The organism is Eubacterium ramulus, assembly GCF_003122485.1.
GTDB classification, from domain to species: domain Bacteria; phylum Bacillota; class Clostridia; order Lachnospirales; family Lachnospiraceae; genus Eubacterium_I; species Eubacterium_I ramulus_A.
This window is the reverse complement of record NZ_JRFU01000079.1, coordinates 1-18085: the sequence shown is the minus strand read 5'-3', so window position 1 is coordinate 18085 and position 18085 is coordinate 1. Positions and strand designations below refer to the sequence as shown.

The 18085-nt window shown below is 42.7% G+C and carries 16 protein-coding genes; 15 read left to right on the top strand and 1 reads right to left on the bottom strand.

All coding sequences use genetic code 11. The features are described 5' to 3' along the window. Positions 1-1260: hypothetical protein (locus tag LG34_RS07025; protein ID WP_109215470.1), on the bottom strand; the 1260-nt coding region annotated here is incomplete at its 3' end. 199 nt (positions 1261-1459) lie between these two features. Between LG34_RS07025 and LG34_RS07020 the strand changes: the two genes are divergently transcribed. The 15 genes from LG34_RS07020 to LG34_RS06950 all read left to right on the top strand — a co-directional run bounded on the left by LG34_RS07020 (position 1460) and on the right by LG34_RS06950 (position 18022). Then, entirely contained in the window at positions 1460-2758 is a 1299-nt protein-coding gene (locus LG34_RS07020) for a thiolase family protein (protein ID WP_109215469.1), read from the top strand. Between the two features lie 12 nt (positions 2759-2770). After that, positions 2771-3841 carry a phosphopantetheine-binding protein gene (locus LG34_RS07015; protein WP_109215468.1) on the top strand — a complete coding sequence of 357 codons (1071 nt, stop codon included), beginning with the start codon at positions 2771-2773 and terminating at the stop codon, positions 3839-3841. Between the two features lie 179 nt (positions 3842-4020). Further along, on the top strand, positions 4021-5028 hold the full coding sequence (locus tag LG34_RS07010; protein ID WP_109215467.1) for a phosphate acyltransferase: 1008 nt from the start codon (positions 4021-4023) through the stop codon (positions 5026-5028). Between the two features lie 18 nt (positions 5029-5046). Further along, on the top strand, positions 5047-6159 hold the full coding sequence (gene buk, locus LG34_RS07005; protein WP_109215466.1) for a butyrate kinase: 1113 nt from the start codon (positions 5047-5049) through the stop codon (positions 6157-6159). A gap of 31 nt (positions 6160-6190) precedes the next feature. After that, positions 6191-6946: an acyl-[acyl-carrier-protein] thioesterase gene (locus LG34_RS07000; RefSeq protein ID WP_181369314.1), complete on the top strand. Its 756-nt coding sequence runs from the start codon at positions 6191-6193 to the stop codon at positions 6944-6946. A 92-nt stretch (positions 6947-7038) separates the two neighbouring features. Continuing rightward, complete coding sequence (locus LG34_RS06995; protein WP_109215464.1) at positions 7039-8298, top strand: MFS transporter; 1260 nt, start codon at positions 7039-7041, stop codon at positions 8296-8298. A 301-nt stretch (positions 8299-8599) separates the two neighbouring features. Next, a complete protein-coding gene (locus tag LG34_RS06990) occupies positions 8600-9850 on the top strand; it encodes an MFS transporter (protein WP_109215463.1) in 1251 nt (416 codons plus the stop codon). 26 nt (positions 9851-9876) lie between these two features. Beyond that, positions 9877-10158, top strand: coding sequence for a 4Fe-4S dicluster domain-containing protein (locus LG34_RS06985; RefSeq protein WP_146190201.1), 282 nt, complete (start codon positions 9877-9879; stop codon positions 10156-10158). Between the two features lie 12 nt (positions 10159-10170). Further along, the gene (locus tag LG34_RS06980) at positions 10171-11943 is read left to right on the top strand and encodes an FAD-dependent oxidoreductase (protein ID WP_109215461.1); all 1773 of its coding nucleotides are present in this window, start codon (positions 10171-10173) and stop codon (positions 11941-11943) included. Between the two features lie 15 nt (positions 11944-11958). Further along, positions 11959-13707 carry an NADH-dependent [FeFe] hydrogenase, group A6 gene (locus LG34_RS06975; protein ID WP_109215460.1) on the top strand — a complete coding sequence of 583 codons (1749 nt, stop codon included), beginning with the start codon at positions 11959-11961 and terminating at the stop codon, positions 13705-13707. A 157-nt stretch (positions 13708-13864) separates the two neighbouring features. Beyond that, positions 13865-15055, top strand: coding sequence for a DUF3878 family protein (locus LG34_RS06970; RefSeq protein ID WP_242979823.1), 1191 nt, complete (start codon positions 13865-13867; stop codon positions 15053-15055). A 180-nt stretch (positions 15056-15235) separates the two neighbouring features. Further along, complete coding sequence (locus LG34_RS06965; RefSeq protein WP_109215459.1) at positions 15236-16477, top strand: PLP-dependent transferase; 1242 nt, start codon at positions 15236-15238, stop codon at positions 16475-16477. 118 nt (positions 16478-16595) lie between these two features. Continuing rightward, complete coding sequence (locus LG34_RS06960; RefSeq protein ID WP_109215458.1) at positions 16596-17459, top strand: 4Fe-4S binding protein; 864 nt, start codon at positions 16596-16598, stop codon at positions 17457-17459. Beyond that, on the top strand, positions 17452-17697 hold the full coding sequence (locus LG34_RS06955; protein ID WP_109215457.1) for a sulfurtransferase TusA family protein: 246 nt from the start codon (positions 17452-17454) through the stop codon (positions 17695-17697). Before LG34_RS06960 ends, LG34_RS06955 begins: the two co-directional genes overlap by 8 nt. Before the next feature lie 4 nt (positions 17698-17701). After that, complete coding sequence (locus LG34_RS06950) at positions 17702-18022, top strand: thioredoxin family protein (protein ID WP_109215456.1); 321 nt, start codon at positions 17702-17704, stop codon at positions 18020-18022. The last annotated feature ends 63 nt before the right edge of the window (positions 18023-18085 follow it).

The window sequence follows — 18085 nt, the reverse complement described above, 5'->3', positions numbered from 1 at the left end:
CAGCATATGTTCCAGATAATAATTTTGGTAGGAAAACAGGTTGGGTGAATGTTCCTTGCATGTACCAAGTTCAATGGAGCGTAATGCCTGATTGTAGTATTCTTCAATATTCAAAATATCCTGGAAACAGTTGCTCATACCGGCAAAAAGCCCATTTTCCTGACAGAGCTTTTTCAGGGTATCTATATACTCTGGTGGAAGCAACTGATTGGTCGGAATCGTAATGATGGCAATGAGCTGACCATTGTAAATAACTGTTTTCAGATATGGAATCCGGCTCTCCAGCATGTTTCGGACATGACGTGCATTGACGGTTTCCTGACTTCTTGCAATTTCGATGACGATACAGTAATTGTTGCCGTTGAAATCATCCTTTACATAATTCATATGTGTAATAGAAGAACGGTCTGCGGCAATTTTGCGATCCAACAGATCACGGATAAAATATTCATAGTTAAATCCACGCGCATTCTGAATGAATGCATCTTTTATGATCTGCTCATTGATATATTTTTTTAAAATCAGCAGAAATTCAGTATCAATCGGTTCCAGTGGTTTATTGATGGCTGAAACGACAATATGACCGAGATCTTTGCTTGTGTTAATGGAACAGTAAAGCTGTTCATAACCGAGTTCTTCATTGAAAGCATGGATTGGGAGTTCACTTCTTTTTACCCGTTCATGGATATTATTCTGTCGGCTGACCATTTTAAAATCCTGATCGGTAAATCCTTTTTTCTCCAGTGTACGATCCGTAAAATTCTGATCTTTTAGTTTTTCAAAGGGAGCTGCGATCAGATTATAATTTGCATCAAAAACAAATACCGGATTTCCAAATACCCGGTAAGAATAGTCGATGGCTGGCTGTAATCCGTTATCAAAAGCCAGAAAATCGAGGAGTGTAGAACCGTAAAATCCAACACCGCACTGAATAGTGTAATAGCTTTGCAAAAGACCATAGATTTTTTCGGGATTATTACATTGCACAAATAAGACACTTACAAAATCCGGGAACTGACTGTTCAGTATATCCATATTGATATCCTCAGGAACAATACATAAAAGATGTATATCCTGAATAAATGGGAAAGAGAGCAGTTCCGGTGTATAGGTGCATGTATACAGTAAATGGATGGTCAGTGGCTGCGGCGCATCATATAGTTTATTCCATCCAGTCAGGGCATGTATACCATCGGATGAAGTCAGCAGTGTGGAATAGTCTCCCAACTGATATTGAATTTGTTTTAACCCTATGTACATTTCAAGTCCTCCTCTGTCTGTCCTTTATTATACACGAAATAATAAGCAATGTAAAAACACTTATTCTACATTAGTGTAGAAAAACACTTGTATATTTCGCAGATATCATACAAAAAAAGTGAGTCATATTTTTTATACAATGTAATCAGCAGAGATAGTTATTGTGAACTGTAAAAATTGATAAAAAGGAGAATGAAAAATGAGCTTTAATGATAATCTTCCGAAATTAAAACCGTTTAAAAGAAGCGTTTCCATCATTGGCGTAGGTGCAACTCCGTTTGTCCGTATTTTGGATGATCCGTCCGTAGATGGTATGAATGAGCAGGAACTTTTTGCATATGCAGCGCGGGATGCCATGAAAGATGCCGGAGTCGATGGCAGTGATGTGGAATTTTATATCCATGGACAGGCCGGACCGGGATGGACCAGTAACCTGGCAACTCCAAACATGCATGTGGCAAACTGGATCGGAATGAAAGGAAAAGGCTCCTATCATCACAGTGAAGCATGTGCAACCGGTTATGTGGGCGTGGAGACAGCCGTTGCATTAGTTGCTTCCGGTGAATATGACATGGTTCTGAGTGGTTGTATCGAGACACCATATTCCATCGCATACCCGACCAGAGTGGTAACAAAACGTCGTTTCGGTACAGATGCGATCTTCCATGATGTACTGGCTTCTACTCAGTGCAGAGATTATACCTTATTTACCCGTGGTTCTCTGCCATTTAACTCTGAATCCTGGCTGGATTATTATGTAAAAGAGAATGGAATCAGCGAAGAGGATGTGGATGCAATGATGACTGCTTTATCTGTCAACTGCCGTCGTGCAGCAGCATTAAATCCGTTGAGTACCATTACCAATAATACATATGAGGAACTTGCAGCAACAAACGGTATGGATTCCGCTTATGAGTATCTGCATTCCAAATTCAATCCATTAATTGGAAAATATATGAGAGGTTCTCACTTTGAACAGCGTTGTGACGGTGCAGCAGCAATTATTGTATGCCCGACAGAACTGGCTTATAAATATACCGATCATCCGATTGAGATTCTTGGTATCGGTCATTCTAATGTGGAGGCTGGAAACCCGAGAAATGAGATGTATGCAACACAGAATGCATATCGTCAGGTAAAAGAACTGACCGGACTGACAGGTGCGGATATGGATATCTTCCTTGCAAATGATTTCTACAATCAGTCTGAATTCCTGTCTGCCGAGATGTGTGAATATCTGCCGAAGGGTGAAGGCTGGCAGTATACAAAAGAAGGCCGTATTGCTTATGATGGAGACCGTCCGATCAATACAAACGGTGGCCGTTGCCAGTATGGTCATGCAGCAGGTGCTTCCGGATTACATGATGTGTATGAGGCAGTTCACCAGATGCGAGGAGATGCAGGTGCAACACAGGTTCATCATGATGTAAAACACGCAATGCTCCGTGGATTTGGCGGAAGCCAGAACGTATTGAATATCATGATGGAGAGAAAGTAGGAGAGGAGGACGATGGTTAAAATGACAAAATATGATTTAAAACCAATTGTAAAAACTTATTATGATGCTTTGGAAGAAGGAACCATTCTGGGAAGAAAATGTACCAGATGCGGACATATCGAGTTTCCTCCTTATCTGTGCTGTAACGAGTGCGGAGGTCTGGATACCGAGTGGGTGGATCTGACAAATATGCGTGGTATTGTAAAGCAGGCACTTCCGACAAAAGGTGCATTTGGTGATCCGGAATTCCGTAACACACAGGGAGATTACTTTGCAGTAGAGATTGAAGTACCTGGTATGGATCCGTTTAATGCAAGTTTGCTGCATGTAGATTATGACAAATACGAAGAATTTGATCAGTATATTCAGGAGCATGAAGTAGAAGTAAAACCGTTACTGTTCCAGGATGAAGATATGAAAGTTGTAGCCTGGGAACTGGTGGAAGATAACGGATTTAAAAAGATTCCGGAAATTAAAGCACCGGAACCAAAGAAAGAAGAGACAAAAACTGCAACAGCAACTGCAACGGTAGATCTGAGTAATGATGCAACCACACAGACCGTTATTGAGGCGGCAGCAGATGCGTATGGAGTAGATGCAGCATCTATTACACTGGCAACCGACATTCGCGAGGATTTATCTAATGAATCCATGAAGATGATCGTCATGATCTCAACCATTGAGGATCAGCTGAATGTAACAATTGAAATTCAGGAAGCAAGTAACCTGAATACAATTGCTGATTTTGTAAATGTAGTAAAAGAACGTCTGGGTGAAGAGACAATTGCTTCGAATGCACCGGTAGCAAATAATTCTGATACAGCGACAGCAGCGCAGTCATCCGAAGAACTGGATGATGTGGCAAAAGCTGTTATCGAAGCAGCAGCAGATGCCTACGGTGTAGATGCATCCGGCATTACACTGGCAACCGACATTCGAGAGGATTTATCCAATGAATCCATGAAGATGATCGTCATGATTTCCACTATTGAGGATCAGTTGAATGTAACAATTGAAATTCAGGAAGCAAGTAACCTGAATACAATTGGAGATTTTGTTGCCGTTGTACGGGAAAGATTATAAACAAGTAATTTTCAATAACCTTATATAATACCTAACCTGAATACCTGGGTGTACGCTGGAAATCTGGTCAGAATATTTTCATTGCAAAAGATTTCACTGTACATCAAAACCAAATGTCGGAGAAAGTCGCTGCAAATACGGTGGCTTTCTCCAAATTTCAAAAAAAGGAGCGTAAAAAAATGGCATTTCAGTTCATGAATTCTATTTATGATAAAGCAAAGAAAAATGTAAAAACCATTGCAATTCCGGAAGTAACAAATGAATATATGATCAAAGCAGCAGCAAAAGCAACAGCAGACGGAATCGCAAATATCATTCTGGTTGGAAATCCGGAAGATGTAACAGCAACGGCCGGAAAAGCCGGTGTGGATGTGTCAGGAATCCGTGTGGTAGATGTGAATGATACAGCTTATAAAGAAGAATTACTGGATAGATATAATAATTCTCCGGATAAAGCTATGCCAACGAGTTTTGTAAAGAAAAGAATCGACCACCCACTGTATCTGGCAACTCTGCTTCAGGCTGTGGGAGAAGCAGACGGAACACTGGCCGGAGTAGATACAACAACATATGAGTTTGTACTGGCTGCAAAAAGTATTATCGGAATGCAGCCAAACTGTCCAACAGCTTCCGGACTTCTCATTGAAGAGATTGAAGGATTTGCCGGAGATCAGGGTAACCTGATCGGTATGTCTGACGGAGCTGTCTGCATTCAGCCGACAGTGGAACAGCATGCCGGAATCGCAATTTCTTCCTGCGAGACATTCGAGACATTGACTGGAACAGAAGCAAAATGTGCCTTTCTGTCATTCTCCACAGATGGATCAGGCGGACTGAGCGAACCGGTAAAAAAAGTGCGTGAAGCTGTAGCACTGGCACAGCAGCTGAGACCGGATCTGAAAATTGACGGAGAATTCCAGGCAGATGCAGCAGTGGATGCGAGAGTCGGAGAGAAAAAAGTAAAAAGAGAAAGTGCCGTAGCAGGACATGCTAATGTACTGATTTTCCCGGATGCAGCAGGATGCAATATCGGATCAAAACTGGTGCAGCGTCTGGCAAATAATGTGCAGGTGTATGGACCAATCTATCAGGGATTCCGCCTGCCGATTCTTGACTGCTCCAGAAGTGATACAGATGTCGAACTTTATAACAATATTGCATTGCTGGCAGTTATGGCAGGAAAATAAAAAAGGAGAATATCATTCATGAAAGAATTTACTGTATTAACGATCAATCCAGGCTCATCCAGTACGAAAATGGGTGTGGTAAAAGGCGATAAAGTGATTGTAAACCGTGAGGTAGATCATCACAAAGAAGATTTTGCAGAGTGTAAAACTTTTGCAGATCAGGAACCAATCCGTATGGCAATGATCCGTAAAGCGCTGGAGGAGGAAGGGATTGCTCTTTCTGATCTGGATGCTGTAGCAGGTCGTGGTGTTGGCTTATATCCATGTGCCGGAGGAACATATAAAATCGATGAACTTGCCTATGAACATGCAAAAAATGATGTAGGAGGTATCCGTCATCCGGCCAGCCTTGGAATCATTATGAGTTATAAACTTGGTCAGGAGTTAAATATTCCGGCATTTTTTGTAAATCCAATGCCGACAGATGAACTCTGTGACATGGCTCGAGTGACCGGTATCCCGGGCATTTACCGTCCGGCAAAATCTCATCCGTTGAATCAGAAACAGGTGGCAATCCATCACAGTGAGCTGATGGGCAAAAAATATGAAGACTGCAATTATATCATCCTGCATCTGGGTGGTGGTACCAGCATTACTGCACACGAAAAAGGAAAAATGATTGACGGAAACCGAGCAGGTGACGGTCAGGGACCAATTTCACCAAATCGTTCCGGCGATTTATGTGTGGATGATGTCATCAAATGCATCAAAAAAGGTATTTCACCGGATGAAGCAAAAGATTATGCTTCCAGCAAAGGCGGATTACTTGCATGGTGTGGCACCGATGACCTGCGCGAAGTAAAAGCAATGATCGCAAATGGTGACAAAAAAGCGGAGCTTGTATACAATACCATGATTTATTCCATGGGAAAATGGACAGCTATGATGGCTGGTGCATTAAAAGGAAAAGTAGATGCTATTCTTCTGACAGGCGGCATGGCAAGAGATACGGAACTTTGCGATAAACTGGCTGAATATATTTCCTGGATCGCACCAATTTATAACTATGCAGGAAGCTTCGAGACAGAAGCACTTGGATTTGGCGCAATCCGTGTCCTGAAGGGAGACGAGGAAGCAAAAACATACACAGGAAAACCAGTATGGAATGGTTTCCCATGGGATAAAGAATAAAAATACAATGATACAGGCGGAGGTGAGAAATATGGGAGTACCGGTGTTTACGGCAGAACATACGAAAGGTGTCTGCCAAATAATGTTTGAAATTTCAGATGAAATGACAAATTCAGACGGCCGTATGAGCATTGGCTCACTGGCACGTCAGATGCAGCGTATTACGGAAATCCATTTTGATCAGGAGGCAGGTCTTACCGGGGAGGAGTTACTTGCCAAAGGGATGAGCTGGGTGATTTCCTGGACAAACATTGAACTGGAACGTTTACCGACTAAGGGTGAAAAGGTAATCTTACGTATCTGGCCGGGAAAAAATAAAGTGAATCTGTATTCCAGAATTTATGCGATGTACACAGAAGCAGGAGAACCATTAATGGCGACATCTTCGCTGTTCCTGCTGATGGATCAGAATACCAGAACGGTGGCAGCACAGCCGGAAGAAATGAAGATCATGAATCCGGTCATTATTGCCGGGGAACCGAATCTGCCGAAGCTGCAGCAGAAGTTTCCAAAGGAATACAGAAACCAGCTGTTGCGAACGGTATCAACAGAGGAAATTGACTATAATGGCCATCTGAACAATTCCAGATATCTGGACTGGACAGAAGCACTGATGGATGAAGACTTCTATGCAGAGCACAAACCGAAAAATATTTGGGTACAGTATGCAAAGGAATTGCGGGAAGGGGAAAACGTAAAACTTCAGTATGTCTGGGAAGAAGATGTTATGTACCTGAGAGGTGTACATAACGGGGAAAATTCCTTTTTGGTGAAAATGATGTTTTAAAGTGTATAAAGATACAAAACAGAGAAAAGATTTGTATTTGAAAAACGAAAAACATATTTTGAAAGACAGATAAAAGAAAGAAAGGGTGAATTATGGAAACAAAAAAACTATCAAAAAGCTTAACGGATAACCGTTTTGGCGGCTGGGGCTGGAGTATGATCTTCTACACGATGATCCTTTACTTCTTTTACGCAGCGATTACAACAGATGGAATGAATCTGATTCCGTCTGCCTTTGCTGAGGCTCACGGATGGGATGCAAATACGTTGCTTTCTGTTGCTACACCAGCAGGTCTTGTCGGACTGGTTGGAGGATTTGTTTTTGGCCGTCTGGTTATTAAGACGAAACCGAAAAATATGTCAGCAGTGACATTGATCATTACAGGAGTGCTGTATGCACTGCTTGGAATGGTTCCATCGGTTGCGTTATATACCATTGATCTGATGCTGATCTGTTTCTTTGCGTCCGGCTTCGGTACCGCGGCATGCCCGGCTTTTATCGCAAACTGGTTTCCGCGTAAAAAAGGAATTGCACTTGGATGGGCCACCATGGGTGCACCGATCAGTTCCAGTGCGTTTGTTGCCGGATTTGCTGTATTGCTTGCAACAAAAGGAATCCGTACAGCATTTGTTATCTTTGGAGTATTGGCAGTTATCGTAGGAATTATCACATTTTTCTGGGCGAAAAATGAACCGGCAGATGTGAACTGTCTTCCGGACAATATGGAACTGGATGAGACAGTTTCCACGCAGGAGCTGGTACTGGATAACGAGAAATATTCTATTAAAAATATTTTGAAAAACAAAAACACCTGGTTGATCGTATTTGGTTATGGATTTTTATGGATGGTTCTGGTTGGAATCATTTCACAGTTTGTACCACGTATGATGTCCGTAGGATATACAAATGCAGAGGCACTGACCTTTATGTCAATTACTTCTATTATTGCAATCCCGGGAAGTTATCTCTGGGGATGGCTGGATTCCAAATTCGGAACAAAGAGCATTTCCATTGTATTTGCATTTTCCTATGTGGCTGCACTGGTATTGCTGATCACATCCTTTAACATTGTATGTGTATGGCTTGGATGTATTTTTGCCGGACTTGGAATCGGAGGACTTCTGAACCTTCTGGCTTCTATGATCATTTCCGTATTCGGAAGAGATGGGTTTATGTCGGCCAACAGTATCATTTACCCGCTGGCAAACGTTGTGCGTACACTGGCATTTATCCTGATGGCTATGCTGCTGAAAGTTTCCGGAGGAAGTTTTACACTGCCATATGTTGTATTTATTGTAATTGACATTATCGGAGCAGGACTGATCATGTTGATTCCATATAAGAAAGCATAAAGATACATAATAGAACAATATTGCAAAACACTTAATTTTTAATATACCTAAAGTCAGAGAAAAACCGTCGCGAATGTGGCGGTTTTTCTGCATTTTGAACGCAGGTTGCAAAGCGACTGCGTTCATGAGCAAGCAGCGAAAGCGGATTGCGAATGTCAGTTTTAATTCAAAAGAGAGAATAGAAAAATCTTTCTATACTAGTGTAGAAAAATGACAATTTTTTTCAACAGAATACTATGAGATACTGGCAGTTAAAACACTCTATACTAAAGGTATCAAAAAAAGAAAAAGGAGATTTGGTATGGAGGCAAAAAAACACAGTTGGCACGGTCCAAAACAGATTGGTATGATGATCTACACAGCAATCCTGTTCCTGATCGGAACAAGTATTATCGGAGGAAATAACAATACGGTATTCCCAATGTTTTCAGAAATCAGAGGATGGGATGTCAATGTAATCAACGTAGTATCCGGCTTAGCCTGTATCGCAAAGGCAATCGGTGTATTGGTTCTGGCAAGAGTTGTAAGAAAGACAGGGGCTAAGAATCTTACGACAGTGACATTGATTCTTTCTGCTTTGTTACTGATCGTATTTGGAACGACAAAGAGCTTACCGTTATTCCTGATTGTCATTTTGATTATCGGATTCCTGGGCGGCGGTTATGAGAAGAACGGTGGCATGACACTGACAGCAAGTTGGTGGCCGACAAAGAAAGGTATCGTACTTGGATTTACAACGATGGGTATTGTGGCAATGAACTTCCTGTATGTACCGATGATGCCGAAACTGCTTGGCAAGCTTGGTCTTGGCGGAGGAATGACAGTTATCGCAGTGATTCTGATTATTGTGGCAATTATTACCGCAATATGTGTAAAAAATAACCCGGAGGAAGCCGGAGAATATCCGGATGGAGACCCTACCTATGCAGTAAACGGAGCTGAGATCGCACAGATGATGAAAGAATACAAGAGTCCGTTTACAATTGGAAAAGTATTAAAAGATAAAAATACATGGTTTATCGGTCTTGGCTCAGCACTCGCATTTTTGGCTGTTATGAGTTATATTGCATCCGCAATTCCGGCAATGCTGGCCATTGGATACGCATATACACAGGCAGCTGCAATTTTCGCCGTTGGTGGAATCATGGGAATTGTCGGAAGTTTTATCTTTGGTATTATAGATCAGAAAATCGGAACAAAAAAAGCATTCGTAGCATATTTCGTATTTATTATTATCGGATTTGTGGCATTACTCGGTATGCCAAAAGGTTTGACATTCTGCTGGATTTCCGGTGTTGTTATTTTTGCTGCACAGGGTGCGTTATGTAATTTGCTGCCATCTTATGTAGCCAGCAAATATGGACGCTGGGATTATACGGCAGGTTACCAGGTAATTGGAACAATTTTTGAAATCGGAGCTGGTATCGGCGTTATGATGACAGGTTTCTTTGCCGGCAATATTATGGGTATGTATATCTTTGATATTGTAGTACTGGTGATCGGATTGATCTTTATGGCACTTTCCAGTGATAAATTTATCGGAAAACGATAGGAAACAGAAGAATGGAGGAAAAACGAATGATTGTTGAAAACAGGGGACAGCAGCAGAGTATCCGCTATGTAATAGATACAGACCGTTGCTGTGGATGTAAAAAATGTATCCGCCGTTGTATGGAAAATGTATGGCAGTGGGATGAAGAAAAAAAATATGCTTATCCGAAATATCCGGATGAATGTGTATTGTGTTATCAGTGTGAGATGGATTGTCTGAACAATGTCATTGATATTCAGGTTATTTCCGCTCTTCAGGTGGATCCGTTGGAATACAGTGCGGAACTGATGAAGAAGCAGGGCGAGTAGGAGGTAGAGATAATGGCAGATATCAAAGATTATGGTGAATTATATACTTCGGATATACTCGTTGTTGGCGGCGGTATGGCAGGCCTTGTAACGGCCATCCGTGCAAAGGAAAATGACCCGACACTTGATATCCTTGTAATTGATAAAGGTATTATCGGATGGAATGGACAGGCTACAAAAGCAGGAAACGGAATCCGTTCCACATCCAAACATCCGAATGGTGTAAAAAATGCACTGGAATATCTGGTGCATGCACATACCCCGTTCTTAAACGACCAGGAGTTCCTGAGAGATTATCTCGTATATCACAGAGATAACATTGATTATATGAAACATTGTGGTGTTATCACATCTTGTAATGAAGAGGGCGAAGCTACTCCGCTTCCGTTTATCCCGGATGCACTGGATATGGGCGGTGTTTCCATCAATGTATGTGCACAGTTGCGTCAGATGGCATTGAAATTAGGCATTCGTTTATTAAGCAGAGTGAATATTTTTGAACTTCTGACCAACAAAAAAGGAAAAGTTATCGGAGCCATCGGTTTTGATATGGATCATATGGAATGCAAGATCTTCCATGCAAAAGCAGTGGCAATGGCAACACAGGGATGTCACTTTAAGAAAATCGGTCTGGAATTTATGGGATATGGAACCGGTGTCGGTGCTATGTACCGTGTTGGCGCATTAATGCGAAACGTAGAATTTTCTACACAGGTAGACGTTGTATTTAAGAAAACAAATACACCGATTTATGGTGGATTTAACATGATCTGCAATAAAAATGGTGAGAACCTGACAGATAAATATATCGGTCATAAGGAGTGGGAAGTAACACCTGCACTGGTTGACGCCATGGTAAAAGAAGTAGCGGCTGGAAATGGTCCGCTGACAGTAGATCTGGCGCATCCGGATGAAGTCCGCATGATGATCGGCGGAACAGATATGGATGAGTCTACCCAGCGAATGTTCCGTGACAAAATGGCATGGGAACATCTGGTATTCAGTAAAACACAGGAAAATCTGGGTGTTATGGGCGAAGTAGTAGATACTACAATCAAGACAGTTATTCAGGTGGAACCGATCAAAGTAGATAAAGAAATAAAAACAGATGTAGAAGGACTTTGGGCACCTGGAAAAGTAACCACACAGGGAAATGCATATTTTGGCTGGACTCGAGGTGACGGACTTGGAAATGCTTCCACTACAGGTATGATGGCCGGTGACAGTATTGCACCATATGCGGCAAAAGCAGAGTGGGATGAACTGGATCTGGAGCAGGTGGCAGCTTTAAAAGAAAAAATTTACGCTCCATTACACAGAGAAGATACCCATCATTTCAAAGAGATTTACGATATGATCGAGACGTATATTTTCGATGTACATAAATGTATTCTGAAAGATGAGGCTGAGATTCGGAAAGTGTATGCTGATATCGAGAAGATGAAAGCAATCGTACCGCATCTGACTGCTGATGATCCGCATTCTCTGTCAAAATGTCTGGAAGCAGCAGATACGATCCTTTGTCTGGAAATGATCTTCCGTTCTGCGGAAATGAGAAAAGAAACCCGTGGTATCATGTATCCGCATTACCGCGCGGACTATCCTCAGACAGATAATCAGAACTGGCTGAAATGGATCAATATCCGTCAGGGAGCAGATGGTGAGATGGAATTATTTACCGAAGATATTCCGATGTGGAGATATCCGGTGCGTCCGCAGGGCTATATCATTCCGGAAGGACATACGGATGAATATGATGAAGCAGAATTTTATGCAAACTGTTAAGGGGAGGTTCGAAGAGTGAGTACAGTGAATATCAAGATCAACGGGTATGATTATACCATGAAAAAAGGAATCACCATTCTCGATGCTTCCTTTGAAACATTAAAAATGCAGCGTGAGTTTATGCAGCAGTCAATTCCGACACTTTACTATCTGAAAGGCGTGCAGGATGTGGATCAGTCCGGTGTCTGTATTGCAGAGGTGGATGGGGAGATTGTAAATGCATCTACCACCAGAATCAAAGAGGGCATGGAGATCCAGACAAGAACCCCGACTGTTATGGAAGCCAGAAAGAAAGCACTGGCAGCAATTCTGGAGCAGCACAACAAATCCTGTCTGTATTGTTTCCGTTCCACAAGCTGTGAACTGCAGGACTTATTGAAAGAATATGGATTTACCGATGAGCCGGATCTGCCAAAGACCAATCTGGAACAGCTGGATCTGAGTTCGAAAGTATTAATTCGTGATAATAATAAATGTATCAAATGCAAACGATGCATCAACGTGTGTGCAAAAATGCAGGCTGTATCTGCCATTGCATGTACCGGTGACGGTCTGGACGCAAAAATTGAACCGGCTTCTCCGGCCGGACTGGCAGCTGCAAGCTGTGTGAACTGTGGACAGTGTGTGGCAGTCTGCCCGGTTGGAGCACTGACAGAGAAGACACAGATGGATGAGGTAAAAGAAGCACTGAATGATCCGGAAAAATACGTGGTTGTTCAGGTGGCGCCGGCTGTCAGAGCGGCACTTGGCGAAGCTTTCGAATTCCCGATCGGTGTAGACGTAGAAGGCAGAATGGCTGAGGCACTTCGACGTCTTGGATTTGACAAAGTATTTGATACAAAATTTGGTGCGGATCTGACCATCATGGAGGAGTCCAATGAGCTGATCGAGCGTCTGAACAACGATGGAGAACTTCCGTTGATTACTTCCTGCTGTCCGGGCTGGATCAAATATGCAGAGCATTTTTATCCGGATATGCTGGAGAATATTTCTTCCTGTAAATCCCCGCATCAGATGCAGGGAGCAATTGTAAAAACATACCTTGCAAACCAGGAACACATTGCGAAAGAAAATATCGTTATGGTATCTGTAATGCCGTGTACCGCAAAGAAATTTGAGATTACCCGTGAGGATGAGTGCGGAGCTGGTGTTCCGGATGTAGATATTGTCATCACAACAAATGAACTGGCTCAGATGCTCAAAGATGCAGAAATCCAGTTGGAGGCTATGAATCCGAATTCTAAATTTGATCTTCCGCTTGGATTTGGTACCGGAGCGGCTGTTATCTTTGGTGTGACCGGTGGTGTTATGGAAGCTGCACTGAGAACTGCAGTGGAGAAACTGACAGGAAAAGATACTGTTTTAGAGTACACAGATGTGCGTGGCATGAATGGAATCAAAGAGGCATCCGTGGACGTAAATGGAACAACTGTAAAAGTAGCTGTTGTATCCGGCCTGGCAAATGCAAACCAGCTGCTGACAGCAATTAAAAACGGTACCGCAGATTATCAGTTTGTGGAAGTGATGGCCTGCCCGGGTGGCTGTGTAAACGGTGGTGGACAGCCACATCAGAACGCAGCAACCAGAGTACTGAATGATGTGCCGAAAATGCGTGGCGCTGCGTTATACCAGAATGATGCAGGTAGTGCCATCAGAAAATCACATGAGAATCCGGTAGTGAAAGAAGTTTATGAATCATTCTTGGGTGAACCGGGATCTGAAAAAGCGCATGAATTGCTGCATACAAGCTATCAGATGAGATAGCAGAGTCTTATTGTTGAACAGTAAGAGATAGAAATTACAAAAGAGAAATAGAACAGGATGCTGTTACTTTGTAGAAACGAAGTGATGGTATCCTGTTTTTTTGTCCGAAATAATAGTATAATACCAGAAGAAATACAAGAAGACGAGGACATATACGTTGGAAAAGAATGATTTCAGGACAGAATTGAATCCTTTTGAAATGCTGGAAGAACTGCTCTGGCAGGATCAGTTTGAATTGATTTTTCCAGAAAAATCAGATAATGAAAATTGTGGTGCACAGGAAAAAGGAGAAGCAGACAGAGCGGAAAATAAAAATGAAAGCATAATACAGAAAGATATATATACAGATAAGAACGGCGCAAAATCAGAACTCCGTCTTGTCTATCTGATGAACGACGCAGTGGAAAGTTTTTTGGTCTTTGTTAATGCCAGAATGACCGGGCACTATCAGCCGGATTATGAGGGCGAACTGGAAGCAGAATTAAGCAGGGAAGATACGGAGGACAGCTGTATTTATGTACTTGTAGTTCATCAGGGTGACAGTGTCGTGACAATTTTTTTTGAAAATTTAAAAGTGGAGATACACCTGTACCGTTACGGAGATCTTGCACATTTTTGGGTGAAGGGCTATGAATATCTGCGGCAGTTGGAGTACCGAATTGCGATTCTGCATACAAAATGTGAGTATCTGGGAGCGGATGCAGCCAGTGAGGAAGAGCGGAAGCTGTCAGAATTGGTACATTTTCCACCGTTGAATTATGCCTGTTATCCGGCAGTCCCAGCGAAATATATCGTGCCAATGGCGGATGTGTGGGAGCCGACGGAACAGGCCATTTCAATCATGGAAGAACTGTCATCGGAAGCCGGAGATTACAGCCTGCTTCGGTGGCTGGCATTTTATCGGAAGCATCATGGAAAAACAATGAGCAGATTACTTGCATGGATGCTCCACAAGGTTAGTCATGGAGTCGTGGTGGATCTGCTGATGGAAAAACTGATGCTGGCAAGCGAAGGTTACCCGGTGCGTACCTATAAAACAGAAAAGCTTAAATCAGAAGACTCCAAATTCAAGAAGGAAGAAATTGGAAAAAGAGAAGTATATGATACAAAAGCATCAGAGCAGAGAACGGTATCTGCAGTCGGAGGAATATCACAGCAGTTATATGAGAAAATTCTGATGCAGGCAGCACAGCGTAAAATGGAGCTGGAAGCTCAGGGAAAGCAGGTCACACTGGTGAGGGAAGAACCTTTCACAACAGCGCAGGATTCCGTGGAATATAACGTATATCTGATGATCTGGAAGAAAAAGTGGGGAAATCGAATCGTAGAAGTAGAACATATTTTTTGACAGACAATAAAAATCCGATCTAAAAAAATGTATAAAAATAATTAATATTTGTTCGTTGTTGGAAAAAGATTATCCATCATTAAATCATACTATCCCGATAGGAGTAAAAACGTTTTCACAATCTTGGTTTGAAAACTGGAAGAAATTTCTGTATAACTGTAGGAAAGAAAGGACAGGAACATGAATTTTAATACACAACTATTACACGGAAAATCGGTGGGAGCGTATTCCTTTGGAGCAACCTTACCATCCATCAGTCAGGTGAGTGCTTATACCTACGAGACATCAGAACAATTGGAAAAGGTCTGTCAGAACAGGGCAGCAGGTTTTGCCTATACCAGAATCGGAAATCCGACGGTGGCAGCGTTTGAACGGCGCATCTGTGAGATGGAAGGCGGCTTTTCAGCAACAGCTTGTGCATCGGGTTTAAGTGCAGTGGTATTTTCTTTATTAAATATTTTACAGAGTGGAGATGAGATCATTGCCAGCAGCGGAGTGTTTGGCGGAACGATCGACGTATTCCGGGATCTGCAGAATTTTGGTATTCAGGTGCATTACATCCCTTATCTGTCAGAAGAAAATATTACTCCGTTATTGAATGACAAGACGAGAGCCGTGTTTGGTGAAGTCATCAGCAATCCGGGACTGGATGTAATAGATGTGTCAGCGGTAGCCGCTTTTGTACATACGCATCAGGTTCCTTTGATTTTAGACAGCACGACAGCGACACCGTTGCTGATCCGGCCATTAAAACTGGGAGCGGATGTTGTGGTTCATTCCAGTTCAAAATACATCAACGGAAGCGGCAATTCCATCGGTGGTGTGATCGTGGATGGTGGAAAATTCCGATGGAATCCTCAGCGTTATCCGGTGCTGGCAGAGTACAAAAAGTTCGGTCCGGCAGCGTATACCGCACGGTTGAAAAATGATACGTTACGAAATTTTGGTTCCTGTATGGCTCCGATGAATGCTTATCTGAATACCGTAGGTCTGGAGACTATGGGACTTCGGGTACAGAAGGAATGTGAAAACGCATACGCGCTGGTAAAAGCGTTAGAACAGCTGCCAGATGTAACTGTTAATTATCCACTGCTTGAGACTTCTCCTTATCAGAAGCTGGCAACAGAGCAGCTTGGCGGTTATGGCGGTGCGATCTTAAGTCTTCGGGTTGGCAGCAAGGAACGGGCATATCGTCTGATGAATCATTTGAAATTTGCACATATTGCGACAAATATCGGAGATCTGCGGACGCTGGTTATTCATCCGGCTTCTACGATCTACATTCACAGTACCGAAGAAATGATGCATGCCGCAGGTGTATACGATGATCTGATCCGTGTCAGTGTCGGAATTGAAGACGCCAAAGATCTGATCGCAGATTTTACCGAAGCAATCGCACATGCGGATGAAGAAGCAGAGTAACAATCGATATAAGAAACGGATAATTTTACAAAAAACGATTGTGCAGAGAACTCTGAACAGATAGTATAGAAAATGACAAAAGAAAAACGGTTCGACTTGAATAAAAAGGAGAAATGTCATGGCAGTTGATTACGCAACCTTAAAAAAAGGCGGTTTTATGCGCCAGAAACAGAAAAATAATTTTTCCCTGAGAATCCGTGTCGTTGGCGGAACCCTGACGGCAAAACAGCTGGCAGTGGTTTCAGAAGTTGCAGAGACTTACGGAAAAGGATATGTACATCTCACCTCCCGTCAGGGAGTGGAGATTCCATTTATCAAATTAGAGCAGATTGACGAAGTAAAAGACGCACTGGCAAAAGGTGGCGTTGTTCCGGGTGTCTGCGGACCGCGTGTCCGTACCGTAACAGCCTGTCAGGGCGCTGCGGTCTGTCCGAGCGGATGTATCGATACCTACGCGCTGGCACAGGAGCTGGATGCGAGATATTTTGGTCACGATCTGCCGCATAAATTCAAATTCGGTGTCACCGGATGTCAGAACAACTGCTTAAAAGCAGAAGAAAACGATGTGGGAATCAAAGGTGCGATTCGCGTAAACTGGATTCCGGATGCATGTATTCAGTGTGGCGTCTGTGTGAAAGCCTGTCGTACTGAGGCAATTACGTTAGAGGACGGCAAGATTACGGTAGATGAATCCAAATGTAATTATTGTGGACGATGTACAAAATCATGTCCGACCAGTGCATACGAGGAGACACACGGATATATCGTATCTTTCGGTGGAACCTTCGGAAATCACGTCCATAAAGGAAATGTGATCATTCCGTTTATCGAAGATCATGACAAATTAATGAAAGTCTGTGACGCAGCCATCGATTTCTTCGCAGACCATGCAAATGCAGGGGAGCGTTTTAAATTCACCATTGACCGCGTCGGCGCAGACAAATTTGAACAGGCAATCAGGGAGGCATATGAAAATGAGTGAGATACAGTTTGATGATCAGGTAGATATCACAGATGTGGTATGCCCGGTAACATTTGTAAAAGCAAAAGTAGCATTAGAGGAACTGGACGACGGAGAAATTCTTGCAGTCCGCATGAATGACGGCGAGCCGGTGCAGAATGTGCCACGCAGCATCAAAGAGGAAGGACATCAGATCCTGAAATTGCTGGATAACGAAGATGGCACTTATACACTTTTTGTGAAAAAAGTGGAGGAGTAAGAAAATGGCAGAACGAATCAGTCAGGATAATTTTGATACAAAGATTTTGCAGGCAGAAGGTGTGGCCGTCGCAGATTTTTATTCCGACAGCTGTGTTCCGTGCAAACGGATTTCACCATTGCTTGCAGATCTGGAAGAAGCACACGACAATGTGTATGTGGGAAAAGTAAACATTGCTTATGACAGAGATCTGGCAGAAAAATATCAGGTGGCATCTACACCGACGCTTATCTTTTTCAAAAATGGAGCAGAAGTGAAACGGCTACACGGTGTAGTGAAAAAAGCAGAGTTGGAAGAAGCAGTTGCAGAAGCTGCTGAAAAATAGAAGCACATAAGCGGTAAAATTCAAGTCGAACGCACGTGAGACTTGGTGCGTGATTCTGGTCAG

Bases quoted from the DNA above. Each gene is read 5' to 3' on its own strand.
- LG34_RS07020 (WP_109215469.1), top strand. From the start codon at position 1,460: ATGAGCTTTAATGATAATCTTCCGAAATTAAAACCGTTTAAAAGAAGC.
- LG34_RS07015 (WP_109215468.1), top strand. From the start codon at position 2,771: ATGGTTAAAATGACAAAATATGATTTAAAACCAATTGTAAAAACTTAT.
- LG34_RS07010 (WP_109215467.1), top strand. From the start codon at position 4,021: ATGGCATTTCAGTTCATGAATTCTATTTATGATAAAGCAAAGAAAAAT.
- buk (WP_109215466.1), top strand. From the start codon at position 5,047: ATGAAAGAATTTACTGTATTAACGATCAATCCAGGCTCATCCAGTACG.
- LG34_RS07000 (WP_181369314.1), top strand. From the start codon at position 6,191: ATGGGAGTACCGGTGTTTACGGCAGAACATACGAAAGGTGTCTGCCAA.
- LG34_RS06995 (WP_109215464.1), top strand. From the start codon at position 7,039: ATGGAAACAAAAAAACTATCAAAAAGCTTAACGGATAACCGTTTTGGC.
- LG34_RS06990 (WP_109215463.1), top strand. From the start codon at position 8,600: ATGGAGGCAAAAAAACACAGTTGGCACGGTCCAAAACAGATTGGTATG.
- LG34_RS06985 (WP_146190201.1), top strand. From the start codon at position 9,877: ATGATTGTTGAAAACAGGGGACAGCAGCAGAGTATCCGCTATGTAATA.
- LG34_RS06980 (WP_109215461.1), top strand. From the start codon at position 10,171: ATGGCAGATATCAAAGATTATGGTGAATTATATACTTCGGATATACTC.
- LG34_RS06965 (WP_109215459.1), top strand. From the start codon at position 15,236: ATGAATTTTAATACACAACTATTACACGGAAAATCGGTGGGAGCGTAT.
- LG34_RS06960 (WP_109215458.1), top strand. From the start codon at position 16,596: ATGGCAGTTGATTACGCAACCTTAAAAAAAGGCGGTTTTATGCGCCAG.
- LG34_RS06955 (WP_109215457.1), top strand. From the start codon at position 17,452: ATGAGTGAGATACAGTTTGATGATCAGGTAGATATCACAGATGTGGTA.
- LG34_RS06950 (WP_109215456.1), top strand. From the start codon at position 17,702: ATGGCAGAACGAATCAGTCAGGATAATTTTGATACAAAGATTTTGCAG.